At 68.2% G+C, this 13,761-nt stretch carries 16 protein-coding genes and 1 pseudogene; 5 read left to right on the forward strand and 12 right to left on the reverse strand.

Annotated features, from left to right (window positions below):
* Together BU124_RS11175 and BU124_RS11180 are read left to right on the forward strand one after the other, a co-directional pair.
* A pseudogene (locus BU124_RS11175) lies at positions 1–441 on the forward strand (glutamine-synthetase adenylyltransferase); the annotation flags it as partial.
* The gene (locus tag BU124_RS11180; RefSeq protein WP_084863669.1) at positions 428–688 is read left to right on the forward strand and encodes a hypothetical protein; all 261 of its coding nucleotides are present in this window, start codon (positions 428–430) and stop codon (positions 686–688) included. The pseudogene BU124_RS11175 and the gene BU124_RS11180, both read left to right, overlap by 14 nt.
* Before the next feature lie 342 nt (positions 689–1,030).
* Here the strand turns inward: BU124_RS11180 and BU124_RS14590 are convergent, their stop codons facing one another.
* The 3 genes from BU124_RS14590 to edd all read right to left on the reverse strand — a co-directional run bounded on the left by BU124_RS14590 (position 1,031) and on the right by edd (position 4,444).
* Positions 1,031–1,702 carry a hypothetical protein gene (locus BU124_RS14590; RefSeq protein WP_143529960.1) on the reverse strand — a complete coding sequence of 224 codons (672 nt, stop codon included), beginning with the start codon at positions 1,700–1,702 and terminating at the stop codon, positions 1,031–1,033.
* A 270-nt stretch (positions 1,703–1,972) separates the two neighbouring features.
* Entirely contained in the window at positions 1,973–2,620 is a 648-nt protein-coding gene (gene eda, locus BU124_RS11185) for a bifunctional 4-hydroxy-2-oxoglutarate aldolase/2-dehydro-3-deoxy-phosphogluconate aldolase (protein ID WP_084863670.1), read from the reverse strand.
* Positions 2,621–2,641: 21 nt separating this feature from the next.
* Positions 2,642–4,444 (reverse strand): phosphogluconate dehydratase, encoded by a 1,803-nt coding sequence (gene edd / locus BU124_RS11190; RefSeq protein WP_084863671.1) that lies wholly within the window; start codon positions 4,442–4,444, stop codon positions 2,642–2,644.
* 204 nt (positions 4,445–4,648) lie between these two features.
* Between edd and BU124_RS11195 the strand changes: the two genes are divergently transcribed.
* Positions 4,649–5,272 (forward strand): DUF6778 family protein, encoded by a 624-nt coding sequence (locus tag BU124_RS11195; protein ID WP_084863672.1) that lies wholly within the window; start codon positions 4,649–4,651, stop codon positions 5,270–5,272.
* Between the two features lie 222 nt (positions 5,273–5,494).
* Entirely contained in the window at positions 5,495–6,037 is a 543-nt protein-coding gene (locus BU124_RS11200) for an RSP_2648 family PIN domain-containing protein (RefSeq protein ID WP_084863673.1), read from the forward strand.
* Positions 6,038–6,042: 5 nt separating this feature from the next.
* Here the strand turns inward: BU124_RS11200 and BU124_RS11205 are convergent, their stop codons facing one another.
* A complete protein-coding gene (locus BU124_RS11205) occupies positions 6,043–6,726 on the reverse strand; it encodes a M48 family metallopeptidase (protein ID WP_084863674.1) in 684 nt (227 codons plus the stop codon).
* A gap of 222 nt (positions 6,727–6,948) precedes the next feature.
* Positions 6,949–7,380, reverse strand: a complete 432-nt coding sequence (locus tag BU124_RS11210) for a cupin domain-containing protein (RefSeq protein ID WP_084863675.1) — start codon at positions 7,378–7,380, stop codon at positions 6,949–6,951.
* 187 nt (positions 7,381–7,567) lie between these two features.
* Here BU124_RS11210 and BU124_RS11215 point away from each other — a divergent pair, with 187 nt between their 5' ends.
* Positions 7,568–7,837 (forward strand): glycine zipper 2TM domain-containing protein, encoded by a 270-nt coding sequence (locus BU124_RS11215; protein WP_084863676.1) that lies wholly within the window; start codon positions 7,568–7,570, stop codon positions 7,835–7,837.
* A 50-nt stretch (positions 7,838–7,887) separates the two neighbouring features.
* Here the strand turns inward: BU124_RS11215 and eno are convergent, their stop codons facing one another.
* The 7 genes from eno to tyrS form a co-directional block, all read right to left on the reverse strand.
* Positions 7,888–9,162: a phosphopyruvate hydratase gene (gene eno, locus BU124_RS11220; protein ID WP_084863677.1), complete on the reverse strand. Its 1,275-nt coding sequence runs from the start codon at positions 9,160–9,162 to the stop codon at positions 7,888–7,890.
* Positions 9,163–9,211: 49 nt separating this feature from the next.
* Entirely contained in the window at positions 9,212–10,102 is an 891-nt protein-coding gene (locus BU124_RS11225; RefSeq protein WP_084863678.1) for a DMT family transporter, read from the reverse strand.
* Positions 10,102–10,983, reverse strand: coding sequence for a DMT family transporter (locus BU124_RS11230; protein ID WP_084863679.1), 882 nt, complete (start codon positions 10,981–10,983; stop codon positions 10,102–10,104). The genes BU124_RS11225 and BU124_RS11230 overlap by 1 nt, the downstream gene beginning before the upstream one ends.
* Positions 10,980–11,402 (reverse strand): Fur family transcriptional regulator, encoded by a 423-nt coding sequence (locus BU124_RS11235; RefSeq protein ID WP_084863680.1) that lies wholly within the window; start codon positions 11,400–11,402, stop codon positions 10,980–10,982. Before BU124_RS11235 ends, BU124_RS11230 begins: the two co-directional genes overlap by 4 nt.
* Positions 11,403–11,460: 58 nt before the next feature.
* Positions 11,461–11,973 (reverse strand): GNAT family N-acetyltransferase, encoded by a 513-nt coding sequence (locus BU124_RS11240; RefSeq protein WP_084863681.1) that lies wholly within the window; start codon positions 11,971–11,973, stop codon positions 11,461–11,463.
* 57 nt (positions 11,974–12,030) lie between these two features.
* The gene (locus BU124_RS11245; protein WP_084863682.1) at positions 12,031–12,249 is read right to left on the reverse strand and encodes a hypothetical protein; all 219 of its coding nucleotides are present in this window, start codon (positions 12,247–12,249) and stop codon (positions 12,031–12,033) included.
* A 207-nt stretch (positions 12,250–12,456) separates the two neighbouring features.
* Complete coding sequence (gene tyrS, locus BU124_RS11250) at positions 12,457–13,716, reverse strand: tyrosine--tRNA ligase (protein WP_084863683.1); 1,260 nt, start codon at positions 13,714–13,716, stop codon at positions 12,457–12,459.
* Positions 13,717–13,761 lie beyond the last annotated feature (45 nt).

The following is a 13,761-nucleotide window of genomic DNA, read 5'->3' on the forward strand; positions in this document are numbered from 1 at the left end:
GTGCGCGGCGCGGTGGCGCACATGCGCGCGCGCATCGCCGCGGCCAAGCCGCCCGAGGGGCCGTGGGACGCCAAGATCGGCCCGGGCCGGTTGCAGGACGTGGAACTGGCCGCCCAGACGCTGGCGCTGCTGGCCGGCAGCACCGCCCACGCGACGGCGGACCAGTTGGCCGACGCCGTGTCGGCGGGCGTGATCGCGGCGGACGGCGCCGCCGGCCTGGAAAGCTCCGCCAGCCTGTTCTGGGCGCTGCAGGCCAGCGGCAAGCTGCTGGGCGGCGGCGCGACGGACCCCGGCGATCTGGGCGCGGGCGGCCGCGCCATGATCCTGCGCGAAACCGGGGCGGACAGCGTCGGGGCGCTGGCCGATCGGCTGGACGACGTGGCCGGGGCCGCCGCCGCCACCATCACCGAGATACTGGGAGAGCGCCATGAGGCCGGTTGACGAGAACGACCCCAAGGGCCTGATCTATGAGGCCTACCGCATCGAGGGGATCAGCGCCGAGGAATGCCGGACCATCTTCCTCGACTGGGCGCTGAGCCTGCGCGACGTCGAGGCGGGCGCGGCGATCCCCGTGCTGCTGGCGCGCCACGGCCAAGAGGGCCACCCGATGACCGACGTGTTGCGCGAAGGGCTGGCCAGCCCCGACCGCGCCCGGCGCCGCGGCGGCCGCAAGGCGCGGTTGAATTGAGCCGGGGCAGGGGCGATGAGGCATTTGTCCGTCCAAGGCCTTGAACCGACCCCGGCGCGAGATCGCCTTGGTGATACAACGGACCGGATAAATCTCACCCGAAACATCAGAATCGAAATCCACCCGATCTGCCCGCTGCAAGCCCGCACCCTCTGGGTGATCCATGAAACACGCCCCTCACAGCTATTAATACCATAATTTACATACGAAATAACAAGCTCATGACAGCGAAATCAGCGGACGACTTGGGAAATGCGGAATTAAGCTAATTAAAGGCTGGTCCTACATCATCGCCCGGCCTTCATAACGCAACATTTTAAGCAACGCGTCAACCAAGTTAGCTCAATTAATGCGCCGGCATTCACCAACCTCAACCCAACTTTTACCACCAGATTCGTAACCGCCAGCAAGCATCGAAAAAAGCCCAGTTTCTAACCGAAAGTTAAACCTGGTACCAAATGGCAAAAAGCCGTCACAATTTATCCACTCGCTGGACGGCAAAGACACTTTTACACAAAGCCCAACAAAATCATCGCCTAAGCGCTGTATGCTGGCTGGCATAAAGTTGTCGCTTTTTCTTTCAAATATTTCGTAATTTCGTAGCACTCCGGTTGAAAGATCCGATATGGCTATATCAGCTTCAATTCTGTAGCTGCGATTTGCTGAATAAGTAGTAACGTCATACCCGCGCTCTCTATCGAAACCTACAACTGCCTTGCTGTCGCAAATCCAAGTCTGAGCAACGGCGTTTACCGCAGTTAATGCTAGCGCTGCAGCGCTAAGTGCAATAATTTTCATTGATTTCATCCGCTCGCGCTCCTCTGTTGCTTCGAAAAACCGCACAGAGCATTGCCGCGCTGTCAACCCGCGCAGAAGCACTGAAAGCGCCTTACACCCGCCGCCCTGCCCTGCTGCGCACACTGACAGCGGACAAGCACCCGTACACGCCGGCGTTCCCCAAGTGGCCTGCGGCACCACGAAAAGTTCGCCGATCGAGGCCGTACGGTCAAGCATTTCCTCTCTCCGGACCTCACGTGGACTGCCGCAGACGTCCGGTTGTAGGTGTTTCAGGCCAAGCGACGGTGTTATACTTTGCCCTTACCGGCGTTCTTCAGCCAGTCGGACAGACCTGTCGCGCCTGTTTCGTTAAGTTTGTCTGTGGATCGCGGTAACGCGCATAGTGGCGGCGAGGATGGTGCAACCATCGGGCCGAGTGGTTCGCGACCAGCGCTTCTGAAAACTCTGCTCTCGGCGCAATGCCGACGCTGGAACCCTCACCGACCTCTAGCTGCCGCGCGGCAGCGCCGCGGCCTCAGTGGCCAGCGCCGTGATCCCGGCCCAGTCGCGAGCCTTGACCAACTCGCCGGGGGCAACCCAGCTGCCGCCGACGCAGAGCGTGTTGGCAAGCGACAGGTAATCGGCTGCATTGGACAGGCTGACGCCGCCGGTGGGGCAGAACCGCACCTGGGGGATCGGCGCGCCGATGGCCTTGAGCGCCTTCGCCCCGCCATTGGCCTCGGCGGGAAAGAACTTCTGCACGCTGTAGCCGCGTTCGAGCAGGCGCATCGCCTCGGACGCCGTGGCGGTGCCGGGAAGCAGCGGCAGGTCGTTGGCCTCGCAGGCTTCCAGCAGGCGGTCGGTGGCGCCGGGGGAGACGCCGAAGGTCGCCCCGGCCGCCTTGGCGGCCTCCACGTCGTCCGGGGTCAGCAGGGTGCCCGCGCCGACGACGCCGCCCTCGACACCCGCCATCTCGCGGATCACGTCTAGCGCGGCGGGCGTGCGCAGCGTCACCTCCAGCGCGGGCAACCCGCCCGCGATCAGCGCGGCGGCCAAGTCGGCGGCCGGGCCGGCGTCGTCGAGCACCAGCACCGGCACCACGGGGGCCAGCTCGCAGACCTTGGCGGTAAGCTCTGAGGCGTGGTCGGGCGTCATGGCGTGTCCTTCACAAGTGGGTCAGAGGATGACCGAGGCGCCCTCGGTCGCCAGGCCGCAGGTTTGGCGGAAGGTTTCGAACAGCTCGCGCCCGACACCGTTGCCGTTGCCGGTCAGGTCGGCCTCGGCCGGGCTGCGGCCCTCCAGGCTGGTCAGGCAGTCGAGCCGCCCATTGGTGGCATCCAGCCGCAGCCTGTCGCCGTCGCGCAGCAGCGCGATCGACCCGCCGCGCGCGGCCTCGGGGGCGACGTGGATGGCCGCGGGCACCTTGCCCGAGGCCCCGGACATGCGCCCATCGGTCACCAGCGCCACGCGCAGCCCGCGATCCTGCAGGATCGACAGCACCGGGGTCAGCCCGTGCAGTTCCGGCATGCCGTTGGACCGCGGCCCCTGGAAGCGGACCACGATGATGGTGTCCTCGGTGATCTCGCCGGCCTTGAAGGCCGCCTTGACCTGGGCCTGGTCGTGAAAGACGCGCACCGGGGCCTCGATCACCTGGCGGTCCTCGGCCACCGCCGAAACCTTGATGACCGCGCGGCCCAGATCGCCCTCCAGCTGGACCAGCCCGCCGGTGGGCTGGAATGGGTCGGAACAGGGGCGCAGGATGCGGTCGTTGCCGGTCTCAGTGGGGCCGTCCGCGTAGGAAATGGCGTCACCGTCAAGCTTGGGTTCGCGCGTGTAGCGGGCCAGCCCGTCGCCGGCCACGGTCTTGACGTCTTCGTGCAGCAGGCCGGCGTCTAGCAACTGGCCGATCATGTATTGCAGCCCGCCCGCGGCGTGGAAATGGTTCACGTCCGCCAGCCCGTTGGGATAGACCTTGGCCATCAGCGGTGTCAGCGCCGAGATATCCGCGAAATCCTGCAGGTCCAGCACGATGCCGGCGGCGCGCGCCATGGCCGGCAGGTGCAGCACCAGGTTGGTGGACCCGCCCGTGGCCATCAGCCCGACCATGCCGTTGACGAAGGCCTTTTCGTCGAGGATCTCGCTTACGGGGCGGAAGTCGTTGCCCAGCGCGGTGATCTGCATGGCGCGTTCGGTGGCCGCCGCTGTCAGCGCGTCGCGCATGGGCGTGCCGGGGTTGACGAAGCTGGCGCCGGGCAGGTGCAGGCCCATGACCTCCATCAGCATCTGGTTGGTGTTGGCGGTGCCGTAGAAGGTGCAGGTGCCCGGGCCGTGATAGCTTTCCATCTCGGCCTTCATCAGCTCGTCGCGGCCCACTTCGCCGGTGGCGAACTTCTGGCGCACCTTCGATTTCTCGTCGTTGGGCAGGCCGCTGGTCATCGGGCCCGCGGGCACGAAGACCCCCGGGATGTAGCCGAAGGTGGCCGCGGCCATGACGAGCCCCGGCACGATCTTGTCGCAGACCCCGAGGTAGAGCGCCCCGTCGAAGGTGTTGTGCGACAGCCCCACCGCCGCGGCCAGCGCGATCACGTCGCGCGAGAACAGCGACAGTTCCATCCCCGTTTGGCCCTGGGTCACGCCGTCGCACATTGCCGGCACGCCGCCGGCGACCTGCGCGGTGCCCCCCGCCGCCCGTGCGGCGGCGCGGATCTTGTCGGGGAAATGCTCGAACGGCTGGTGAGCCGAGAGCATGTCGTTGTAGGCGGTGACGATGCCCAGGTTGGCGCGGCGCTCATCGGTGAGGGACGTCTTGTCATCGCCCATGGCGGCATAAGCATGGGCCTGGTTGCCGCAGGACAGATGCGCCCGGCGCGGGCCTTCGGCGGCCGCGGCCGCCATGCGATCGAGGTAGTCGCGGCGGGTTGGTTCGCTGCGCGCGATGATCCGGTCGGTGACCGCCTGCAGGGACTCGTGAACGCGCATGTGGGACCTCTCGATCAATCGCCATCGTGGCATAACAGAAATAGCACAGCGAGTTAGCGCTAACAAGCATCACCCGCGCCGGAGGGGTGCAAAGATGCCCGTGAATTGTCCGGCCCGTTTCCAATTGCCGACACAATTCCCCGTCAAGAGCTAACCAAGAAACCATCACCTAGTCCGGCACGAGGCAGCCCGGAAGGAGCAGATATGAAACGGATCAAACTCGCAATCGCCCTGGGGCTCGGCATGGTGGTCTCCGCCTGTTCCAGCTTCGAGGGTCCCACCCGCAACGCCCCGATGCAGGCCCCCACGCTCGGGGCGGCGGCGCCGCAGGCCCAGCCGCGCGACTACCGGCTGGAGGCCGTGCGCTTTGCGGCGCCGGCCGATCTGACCGTGTCGGAGGCCAATTCCTTCTACCCGCTGGCCGACATCGTCTGGCGCGGCGACCCGCTGGGGGACCGCAAGGCCCAGATTGGTGAAATCTTCGAGACGGCCATCACCCGCGGCGCCGACGGTCTGGAGGGCGAAACGCCCGTTGTCGCGGATATCGAGCTGGCGCGGTTCCATTCGCTGACCGAGCGCACGCGCTATACTTTTGGCGGGACCCATTCGATCAAATTTGACCTGACAATCCGTGACGCCGAAACCGGCGCGGTCCTCGAACCCACCCGCCGCGTCGATGCCGATCTGCCCGCCCTGGGCGGCCAGGCGGCGGTCATGGCCGAACAGCGCGGCGAGACACAGAAGGCGCGCATCCTGGCGCATCTGTCGGCGCTCTTTCGCGAAAAGCTGACCGGCGGGCCGGGGGCAGGCACCACGCCAGCCAGCTGACCCCTTTCCGCGCTGCTGAGAACTCGGTAGGAGGGCCGCCATGGTGCAGCCCTCCTTGCAGCGTGTCCGGCATCTTGCCAAGGCCAGACCCCGGGCGCTCCGGCGCGGTGTCCCCCCGGGTAATGACGATGACCTGATCAGCACCGGCGTTGCCGGGCCGCATCACCCGCAGCTGTCGCAACCGCCCGCAATCCGCTATCTCACGGCGCCGGGAATCGCGCCGTGAAGGTCCTTATCGACGCCTGCGTCCTCTATCCCACGGTGATGCGCCAGATGGTGCTGGGCGTGGCCGAGGCGGGCGCCTTCACGCCGCTGTGGTCCGCGCGCATCGCCGAGGAATGGGCCCGCGCCGCACGCAAGATCGGCCCCGGGGGCGAGACCCTCGCCCGCGGCGAGATCGCCGCGGCGAGCTCGCGTTTCCCCGAGGCGGTGGTGCCGGTGCCGCAGGGGGCCGAGCGGCGCTTCTGGTTGCCCGATCCGGCGGACATCCACGTGCTGGCGGCCGCCGTCGTCGCCTCGGCCGACGCGATCATGACGCTGAACGCCAGGGATTTTCCGCGCAACGTGCTAGCCGAAGAGGGCCTGTCGCGGGTTGACCCGGACAGTTTCCTTTTGGGGGTCTGGCAGGCGCAGCCGGCGCTGGTCGCGCAGGTCGGGGGCGACGTTCTGGCCGAAGCGCGGCGGCTGTCGGGCGAGGACTGGCAGATGCGCGCGCTGCTGCGCAAGGCGCGCCTGCCACGGCTGGGCAAGGCGCTGGCCGGCTAGCGGTGTCAGCCGCGCCACTTTGCTTCGTTGGCCTCGATCGCCGCGATGCGCTGCGGGGTCTTGGGATGGCTCATCAGCCAGGCCGGCATGTTGGCCCCGCCGGCGCCGGTCATGCCGTCCAGCTTCTCGAACAGCGATTTCTGCGGGTCTGTCCCTATCCCTGCCTTTATCAGCAGGGCCGAGGCATAGCTGTCGGCCTCGTATTCGTCGGACCGGCTCAGCCGCGCCATCAGGAGCGACATGGCCGAATTCGCGATGATCGGCCCTATCCCGGGCAGAAAGCGCGACAGGATCATGGCCAGCGCCGTGCGCAGCGCGTTCTGGCCGGAAAAGTCGATCATCCGCCGCCGCGCGTGCCCCAGGGCGACGTGCCCCAGTTCATGCGCGATGACGCTGGCCATTTCGCCCGCCGTGACCTCGCCCGCGCGGTACTTGTTGTAAAATCCGCGGGTGATGAAGATGCGCCCGTCCGGCGCGGCCAGCCCGTTGACGGCCTCGACCTCGTAGATGTGCACCTTGATGCGCGGCACATCGACGACGCGGGCGAGGTCATCGGTCAGCCCCTTCAGGCGCGGGTCCACCAGTTCGGTCGAGCGCGCGTCCAGTTCGCGCGTGGTCCGCCAGACGGAAAACCGGTAAAGCAGTACCCCGTAGAGCAGGGCGAGCAGGATCGGGGCGAAGCGCAGCATGCGCTTGAGATAGGCGCGCGGGGCAGGGGCGGCAAGCGCGCAGGGCGCGCGGCGCGCCCGATTTGGCAGATCGCCTGCAGACCGAGACCGGATGCGGACCGCGCCGCCGTGCCACGCCGGGAACGGTGACAGACCCGGTCACAGGGCCGGCGACAGTCTGCACCGCCGGATCCGGACCATTTTCGGGGGCTTTGCTGTGGCCCGGCCCCGGCGGCCGGACCACTAGGCGATGTCGAACTCGGGCGGGGCCAGCTCGAAGCCCTCGAACCGGAAGCCCGGGCTGACGGTACAGCTGACCAGCGTCCAGGCGCCGGTGCTGTGCGCGGCCTGCCACCAGTGCGGCGGCACGATCAGTTGTGGCGCCTCACCCCCGGCCAGGTCGGGGCCGAGGGGATGGTCGGCCCGCGGGCCTGCATCGCTTTGGGCCATGGAGAGGACAAGGGGCGCCCCGGCGTGGAAGTGCCAGATCTCGGTCGCGTCCACCCGGTGCCAGTGGCTGCGCTCGCCAGCCTGCAACAGGAAGTGAATGCAGGTGCCCGTGGGCCGGTCGGGCTGGCCCGCGACGCGATCCGCGGCGACCCAGGTTTCGCGGTAGTGTCCACCTTCGGGGTGCGGGGCGAGGTCGAGGCGGGCGATGATCTCGTCTGCTGTCATTCGATGGCTCCGATTTGGTGCTGTTCCGCCGGAAGGTGGCATAAAATCGCCGAAACCACAGCCAGTACCAGCGAAATTCTGCTGCTGATGGAGCGCTGGACCGCTACCTGTCGCCGCATCCGCGGGTCCGCTGAAACGGTCAGGGCGATGCGCCGGATTTCGGCGTGCCACCTGCAAGGAGACTGACATGAAATCATTGATCCTCGCCCTGTTCGGGCTGTCCGTGCTGACGGCCTGCCAAAACATGACCGACCAGCAACGCACGGTTGTCGGCCTCACGGGAGGGGCCGCGGCCGGGCTTGTGGCGGCTGATGTGCTGCAGGCCGATGATGACTGGCGCATGATTGCCGCCCTCGGCGGGGCGGCCGCGGGCACCGTGGTTGCCCAGAACCAGAACGGCCAGACCTGCGCCTACGCGCGCGGTGACGGCACGTACTACAAGGCACCCTGTCCGTAGGACGGCAGACCGCCCGCGGTGCCCCGCCAAGGGGCACCGATGCGCCTGAGTCACTTCAGGATCGACCGGCCCGCGTAGGTGGCGGCCGCGCCCAGGGCTTCCTCGATGCGGATCAACTGGTTGTATTTCGCCAGCCGGTCCGACCGGGCCAGCGATCCGGTCTTGATCTGGCCGCAGTTGGTCGCCACGGCGAGGTCGGCGATGGTCGCGTCCTCGGTCTCGCCCGAGCGGTGCGACATCACGTTGGTCATGCCCGCGCGGTGGGCCATCTCGACCGCCTGCAGCGTCTCGGTCAGGCTGCCGATCTGGTTGACCTTGACCAGCAGCGAATTGGCGGCGCCTTTCTCGATGCCGGTGGCGAGCCGCTCGGGGTTGGTCACGAAAAGGTCGTCGCCCACGAGCTGCACCCTGTCACCGATCGCCTGCGTCAGGGCGGCCCAGCCCTCCCAGTCGTCCTCGGACATGCCGTCCTCGATCGAGATGATGGGATAGTCGGCCACCAGCGCCTGCAGGTAGGCGACGTTTTCCTGCGGTGTCAGGGTTTGTCCCTCGCCGGCAAGGACATACTCGCCGTCCTTGAAGTACTCGGTGGCCGCGCAATCCAGCGCCAGGTAAATGTCCTCGCCCGGGGTGTAGCCGGCCTTCTCGATGGACTTGAGGATGAAATCCAGTGCGGCGCGGGTGCTGCCGAGTTCCGGGGCAAAGCCGCCCTCGTCGCCAAGCCCGGTGGACATGCCCGCGGCCACCAGTTCCTTCTTGAGGGTATGGAACACCTCGGACCCCATGCGCACAGCGTCGCGGATGCTGTCCGCATTGACCGGCATGATCATGAATTCCTGGATGTCGATCGGGTTGTCGGCATGTTCGCCGCCGTTGATGATGTTCATCATGGGCACCGGCAGGACCCGGGCCGAGGTGCCGCCGACGTAGCGGAACAGCGGCTGCATCGAGGCGTCGGCGGCCGCCTTGGCCACCGCGAGCGAGACGCCGAGGATGGCATTGGCCCCCAGCCGGCCCTTGTTGTCGGTGCCGTCCAGTTCGATCATGGCGTGGTCGATGGCGACCTGTTCGGTTGCGTCGAACCCCATGAGCGTCTCGACGATCTCGTCGTTGACGGCCTCGACCGCCTCCAGCACGCCCTTGCCGAGGTAGCGGGACTTGTCGTTGTCGCGCCGCTCGACGGCCTCGTAGGCGCCGGTGGAGGCGCCCGAGGGCACGGCGGCGCGGCCCATGGTGCCGTCCTCGAGGGTCACGTCGACCTCGACCGTGGGGTTGCCCCGGCTGTCGAGGATTTCGCGGGCGTGGATGTCGATGATGGTGCTCATGGGCTGTCCTTCGGCCTTGTTAGCGCAAACGGTAAATGGCTCGCCGGTGCTATAACGGCTTGCCGGCCCTGAGGGAAGCCCGGTGCAGGCGATGCTCGCGGATCAGGGTGAAAAGCCCCGCGGCGATGACCACGCTGACCCCGATCAGCGTGCGCGCATCGGGGGTTTCGCGGAAGACCAGCCAGCCGATGACCAGGGCAAAGACCATCCGCGAATAGCGAAACGACGAGATGACGCCGGCATCGCCCGCCCGCGTGGCGGCCACGATGGCCAGGTAGGCGGCCATCCCGATGAGCACGCAGACCCCCAGCAACCCGGCCTCGGTCGGGGTGGGCAGCAGGAGCGGCTGACCCTGCACGGTCGTCAGCAGCAGCCCCGTGGGCACCAGCGACAGGAAGGCCATGATCGACAGGTGCGGGCCGGTGATGTCAGAGTTCATGGCCCGGGTCAGTAGGTCGCGCCCGGCCAGCCCCAGCATCCCGGCCACCGTCAGCAGGACCAGCGGGTCGAAATCGGCGCTGCCGGGCCGCAGGATCAGCAGCACCCCGGCAAAGCCGACGCCGATCGCGCTCCAGCGCCGCCAGCCCACGGGCTGGCCAAGAAACAGCGCCGCGCCGAGGGCGACCACCAGCGGCGTCGCCTGGATCACCGCCGAGGCCAGCGTCAGCGGGATCAGCGTCAGCGAGGTGACGAAAAAGGCGGTGCCCAGGGCCTCGCAGCCGGTGCGCATCAGCACCTTCGGGGCAAGCTGTGCCCGCACGAAGAGCCGCTGGCCCCGCAGCGCCAGCCAGGTCCAGAACAGCACCGCGCCGGCCAGGCCCAGCAGGGCGATGATCTGCCCTGCAGGCAGGCGCGCGGACACGGTCTTGACCAGGGCGTCCTCGACGGCGAAGCCCAGCATCGACAGGGTCATGAAGGCGGCGCCGCGCAGGTTCTCCATCAGCCCGGCGCGCCTTGTGCGGGGCGCGAGCGGGTCTCGCGCCAGAAGGAATAGAGCCCGGTGCCCACGATAAGCGCCGCGCCGGTCAGGGTGTAGGCGTCCAGCGTCTCGCCGAAGATCACCACGCCGAGGCCCAGCCCGAAGAGGATGCGGCTGTAGCGGAAGGGCGCGACGAAGCCGATCTCGCCGACGCGCATCGCCGCCACCATGGCGTAGATCGCCGGCATGAAGAGCCCCGCGGCCCCGAAGAGGTAGAGCCAGGCCAGGCCCTCGGGCCGTATCGGCGGCGTGTCCTGGACGATGCCGATGACGAAGCCGGCGGCGATCAGCGCAAGGAAGGACCCGCAGGAGAGTTGCAGCGTGTGGATGCCGGGCGCGACGCGCCGGGTGGCCAGGTCGCGGATCGACTGCGACAGCACGCCGAGGAACACCAGCAGCGCGAAGGCGTTGAACTCCGCGCCGGTGGGGCGCAGCACAATCAGCACGCCGACCATGCCCAGAACGATGGCCGCCCAGCGGCGCCAGCCCACGGGCTCGCCCAGAAACAGCGCCGCGCCCAGCACGACGATCAGCGGGTTGGCCTGCACGATGGTGGTGAAGAGCGACAGGTCCACCTCGGACAGGGAAAAGACGAAACAGGTGGTCGCCCCGGCCTCGCCGGCGGCGCGCAGCAGCGACGGCCCGCGGAAGATCGCGGGCGGCATGGGCCGCAGCCCCCGCGCCCGCGCGGCCAGCGCGAAGGCCAGCAGCCCCACGGCCCCCATGACCACCACCACCTGCGCGCGCGGCACGCTGGCGGTGGCCAGCTTGATGCAGGTATCGACCAAGGCGAAACACGCCATGGCCATGATCATCCAGAGGGCACCGACGAGGTTGTTCACTTGGCCCCGCCCCGCTTGAGCGGCACGCCGTAAAGCTCCAGCCGGTGGCCCTTGAGCCGGTAGCCCAGGCGCCGGGCGATGCGCTCCTGCAGCGCCTCGATCTCGTCGTCGACGAACTCGATCACCGCGCCGGTCTCAAGGTCGATCAGGTGGTCGTGGTGGCCCTGGTCGGCCGCCTCGTAGCGGGCGCGCCCGTCGCCGAAATCCAGCCGGTCGAGGATGCCCTCCTCCTCGAAAAGCTTGACCGTGCGGTAAACCGTGGCCAGCGAGATACGCGGATCGGCCTGCATGGCGCGGGCGTGCAGGTCCTCGACATCCGGGTGATCCTCGGCCGCGTCCAGCACGCCCGCGATGGTGCGGCGCTGGTCGGTCAGGCGCAGGCCGCGGGCCGCGCATCGCTCCAGGATCGTCTTGGACATGGTCCCGATCCTTAGAAGATCGCGCCGGGCGTCGCCAGCCCCGATTCCCGCGCTCGGCTCACAGCCCGGGCAGGGCCAGCCAGGTGCCGCCCAGGGCGCGCGCCCGCGCCCCGGTGCCCAGCTTGAAGCGGGCCAGCCCTGGCTGACGCTCGGTGTCGAGCGCGCCGAGGTCCAACGTGTTGTGGCCGTGCTCGGCCAGCCAGCGCGCGCCGTCGAACAATGTCCGGCAATGGGCGTTAAGCGCGCGCCCCCGCGCCGAGGTCCAGCCGGCCTGGTAGGTGGCCCGCGCGCCGTGCCGCAGAAACAGCATGGCCGCCACCGGCGTTGCGCCGCACCAGGCCTCTGTGATGCGGGCGCAGCCCGGCGTCTCGCGGGCAATGGCGGCGACGAGCGGGGCGGGCAGGGCGGCATAGCGCCGCTGCCGCCGCTGCAGCGCCTCGCGCGTGATCAGCCAGTGCGGAGTGCCGGTCCAGGCCCTGTGGCGCAGGGTCAGCCCCGTGCGTTCGGCCCGGCGCAGGCGGTTGCGCCATTTCGGCTGCAGCACCGCGCGCAGGTCGCCCTGCAAAGGCATCTCGGCGATATGCGCCGGGGTCAGGATTTGGCGGAAGCCCGCCGCGCGCAGCGGGGCCTAAGCGGGCCGCTCCGCATTGACGATCCGCAGGCCCAGGCGTCGGGCCGCCCGCAGGCCCTCCACGTCAGTCACTTCGGCTCGTGACAGCAGGGCCTGCCACCCGGCCAGGGGCAGGCGGCGGCGCAGCAGCAGGCCCGCGGCGCAGCGGCGGGGCGCCTGGCCGCAGGCCACAAGGCCGCGCGCGAAGGCTTCGGATTGTTGCAGCGCCGTATCCATGGCGCCGTTAGGCCGATCGAAACCTAAGGCCGGGTTAATGGGACCATGCGCAGGGTCCACGGACGCATCATCAGGGCACCACGCCCGACACCGCTGTGCGCGGCGCTGGTCGCGGCCGGGTGCGCCCTGGCGGGCGGGGCGCTGATCGCCCTGGCCGGCTGGCTGATCTGCTAGGCGGCGGCGCGTCGACGCGCCGCCGCCCCGCGGTCAGCCCAGCGCCACCATGGCGTGGCGTTTCCGGCCCGCGGACAGCTTGATCGGCGTGGCAAGGTCGCCCGCGGTGATCATCCGGCCGGCGTCGGTCAGTGGTGCATCGTCCAGCCGCGCGCCGTTGTCGGCGATCAGGCGCTTGGCTTCCTTGCCGCTGGCGGCAAGGCCGGACCGCACGATGAGCTGCACCACGGAAATCCCCGCGCCGATCTCGTCGGCGGACAGCGTCAGGGTGGGCAAGTCACCACCCGCGCCGCCCTTCTCGAAGACCTCGCGCGCGGTGGCCTCGGCGGCGCGCGCCGCCGACGCGCCGTGCAACAGCGTCGTCACTTCGTTGGCCAGCACGATCTTGGCTTCGTTGATCTCGGACCCGCCGAGGGCGCCCAGCCGCGCGCATTCGTTCAGCGGCACCTCGGTATAGAGCTTCAGGAACCGGCCCGTATCCGCATCAGTCGTGTTGCGCCAGAACTGCCAGAACTCGTAGGGGCTCAGCATCTCGGAATTCAGCCAGATCGCGCCGCCCGCCGACTTGCCCATCTTGCGCCCGTCCGACGTTGTCAGGAGCGGCGTTGTCAGGCCGTAGATCTCGGACTCCAGCACCCGGCGGGTCAGGTCGATGCCATTGACGATGTTGCCCCACTGGTCGGACCCGCCCATCTGCAACAGGCAATCGTAGCGGCGGTGCAGTTCCAGGAAGTCGTAGGCCTGCAGGATCATGTAGTTGAATTCGAGAAACGACAGGCTCTGTTCGCGGTCCAGTCGTGACTTGACCGACTCGAAGGACAGCATCCGGTTGACCGAGAAATGCCGCCCGATGTCGCGCAGGAAATCGAGGTAGTTCAGCCCGTCCAGCCATTCGGCGTTGTCTAGCATCAGCGCGGCATTGCCGCCTGCCGTTTCCGTGCCGTAGTCGAGATAGCGCGCGAACACCGCCTGCATCCCGGCGATGTTGGCGCCGATCTGGTCGGGGGTCAGCAGCGGGCGTTCCTCGGCGCGGAAACTCGGGTCGCCGACCTTGGTGGTGCCGCCGCCCATCAGCGTGACGGGGCGGTGCCCGGTCTTCTGGAACCAGCGCAGCAGCATGACGTTGAGCAAGTGCCCCACGTGCAGCGACTGCGCGGTTGCGTCATAGCCGATATAGGCCGTCACCATCCCCTTGCTCAGCGCCTCGTCCAGGCCCTGGTAATCCGTGCAATCGGCCAGAAAGCCGCGCTCCATGATCGTGGCCATGAATTCGGACTTGGGATGGTAGGTCATGTCTTGTCCCCGTGATGGCGTCGGCGCACTCTATAGAGGGCAGTC

Source organism: Salibaculum halophilum (assembly GCF_002094885.1).
GTDB classification, from domain to species: Bacteria; Pseudomonadota; Alphaproteobacteria; order Rhodobacterales; family Rhodobacteraceae; genus Salibaculum; species Salibaculum halophilum.

Coding starts and splice junctions, on each gene's coding strand:
- BU124_RS11180 (WP_084863669.1), top strand. CDS start 428: ATGAGGCCGGTTGACGAGAACGACCCCAAGGGCCTGATCTATGAGGCC.
- BU124_RS14590 (WP_143529960.1), bottom strand. CDS start 1,702: ATGCTTGACCGTACGGCCTCGATCGGCGAACTTTTCGTGGTGCCGCAG.
- eda (WP_084863670.1), bottom strand. CDS start 2,620: ATGACGCCCGACCACGCCTCAGAGCTTACCGCCAAGGTCTGCGAGCTG.
- edd (WP_084863671.1), bottom strand. CDS start 4,444: ATGCGCGTTCACGAGTCCCTGCAGGCGGTCACCGACCGGATCATCGCG.
- BU124_RS11195 (WP_084863672.1), top strand. CDS start 4,649: ATGAAACGGATCAAACTCGCAATCGCCCTGGGGCTCGGCATGGTGGTC.
- BU124_RS11205 (WP_084863674.1), bottom strand. CDS start 6,726: ATGCTGCGCTTCGCCCCGATCCTGCTCGCCCTGCTCTACGGGGTACTG.
- BU124_RS11210 (WP_084863675.1), bottom strand. CDS start 7,380: ATGACAGCAGACGAGATCATCGCCCGCCTCGACCTCGCCCCGCACCCC.
- BU124_RS11215 (WP_084863676.1), top strand. CDS start 7,568: ATGAAATCATTGATCCTCGCCCTGTTCGGGCTGTCCGTGCTGACGGCC.
- eno (WP_084863677.1), bottom strand. CDS start 9,162: ATGAGCACCATCATCGACATCCACGCCCGCGAAATCCTCGACAGCCGG.
- BU124_RS11225 (WP_084863678.1), bottom strand. CDS start 10,102: ATGGAGAACCTGCGCGGCGCCGCCTTCATGACCCTGTCGATGCTGGGC.
- BU124_RS11235 (WP_084863680.1), bottom strand. CDS start 11,402: ATGTCCAAGACGATCCTGGAGCGATGCGCGGCCCGCGGCCTGCGCCTG.
- BU124_RS11240 (WP_084863681.1), bottom strand. CDS start 11,973: ATGCCTTTGCAGGGCGACCTGCGCGCGGTGCTGCAGCCGAAATGGCGC.
- BU124_RS11245 (WP_084863682.1), bottom strand. CDS start 12,249: ATGGATACGGCGCTGCAACAATCCGAAGCCTTCGCGCGCGGCCTTGTG.
- tyrS (WP_084863683.1), bottom strand. CDS start 13,716: ATGACCTACCATCCCAAGTCCGAATTCATGGCCACGATCATGGAGCGC.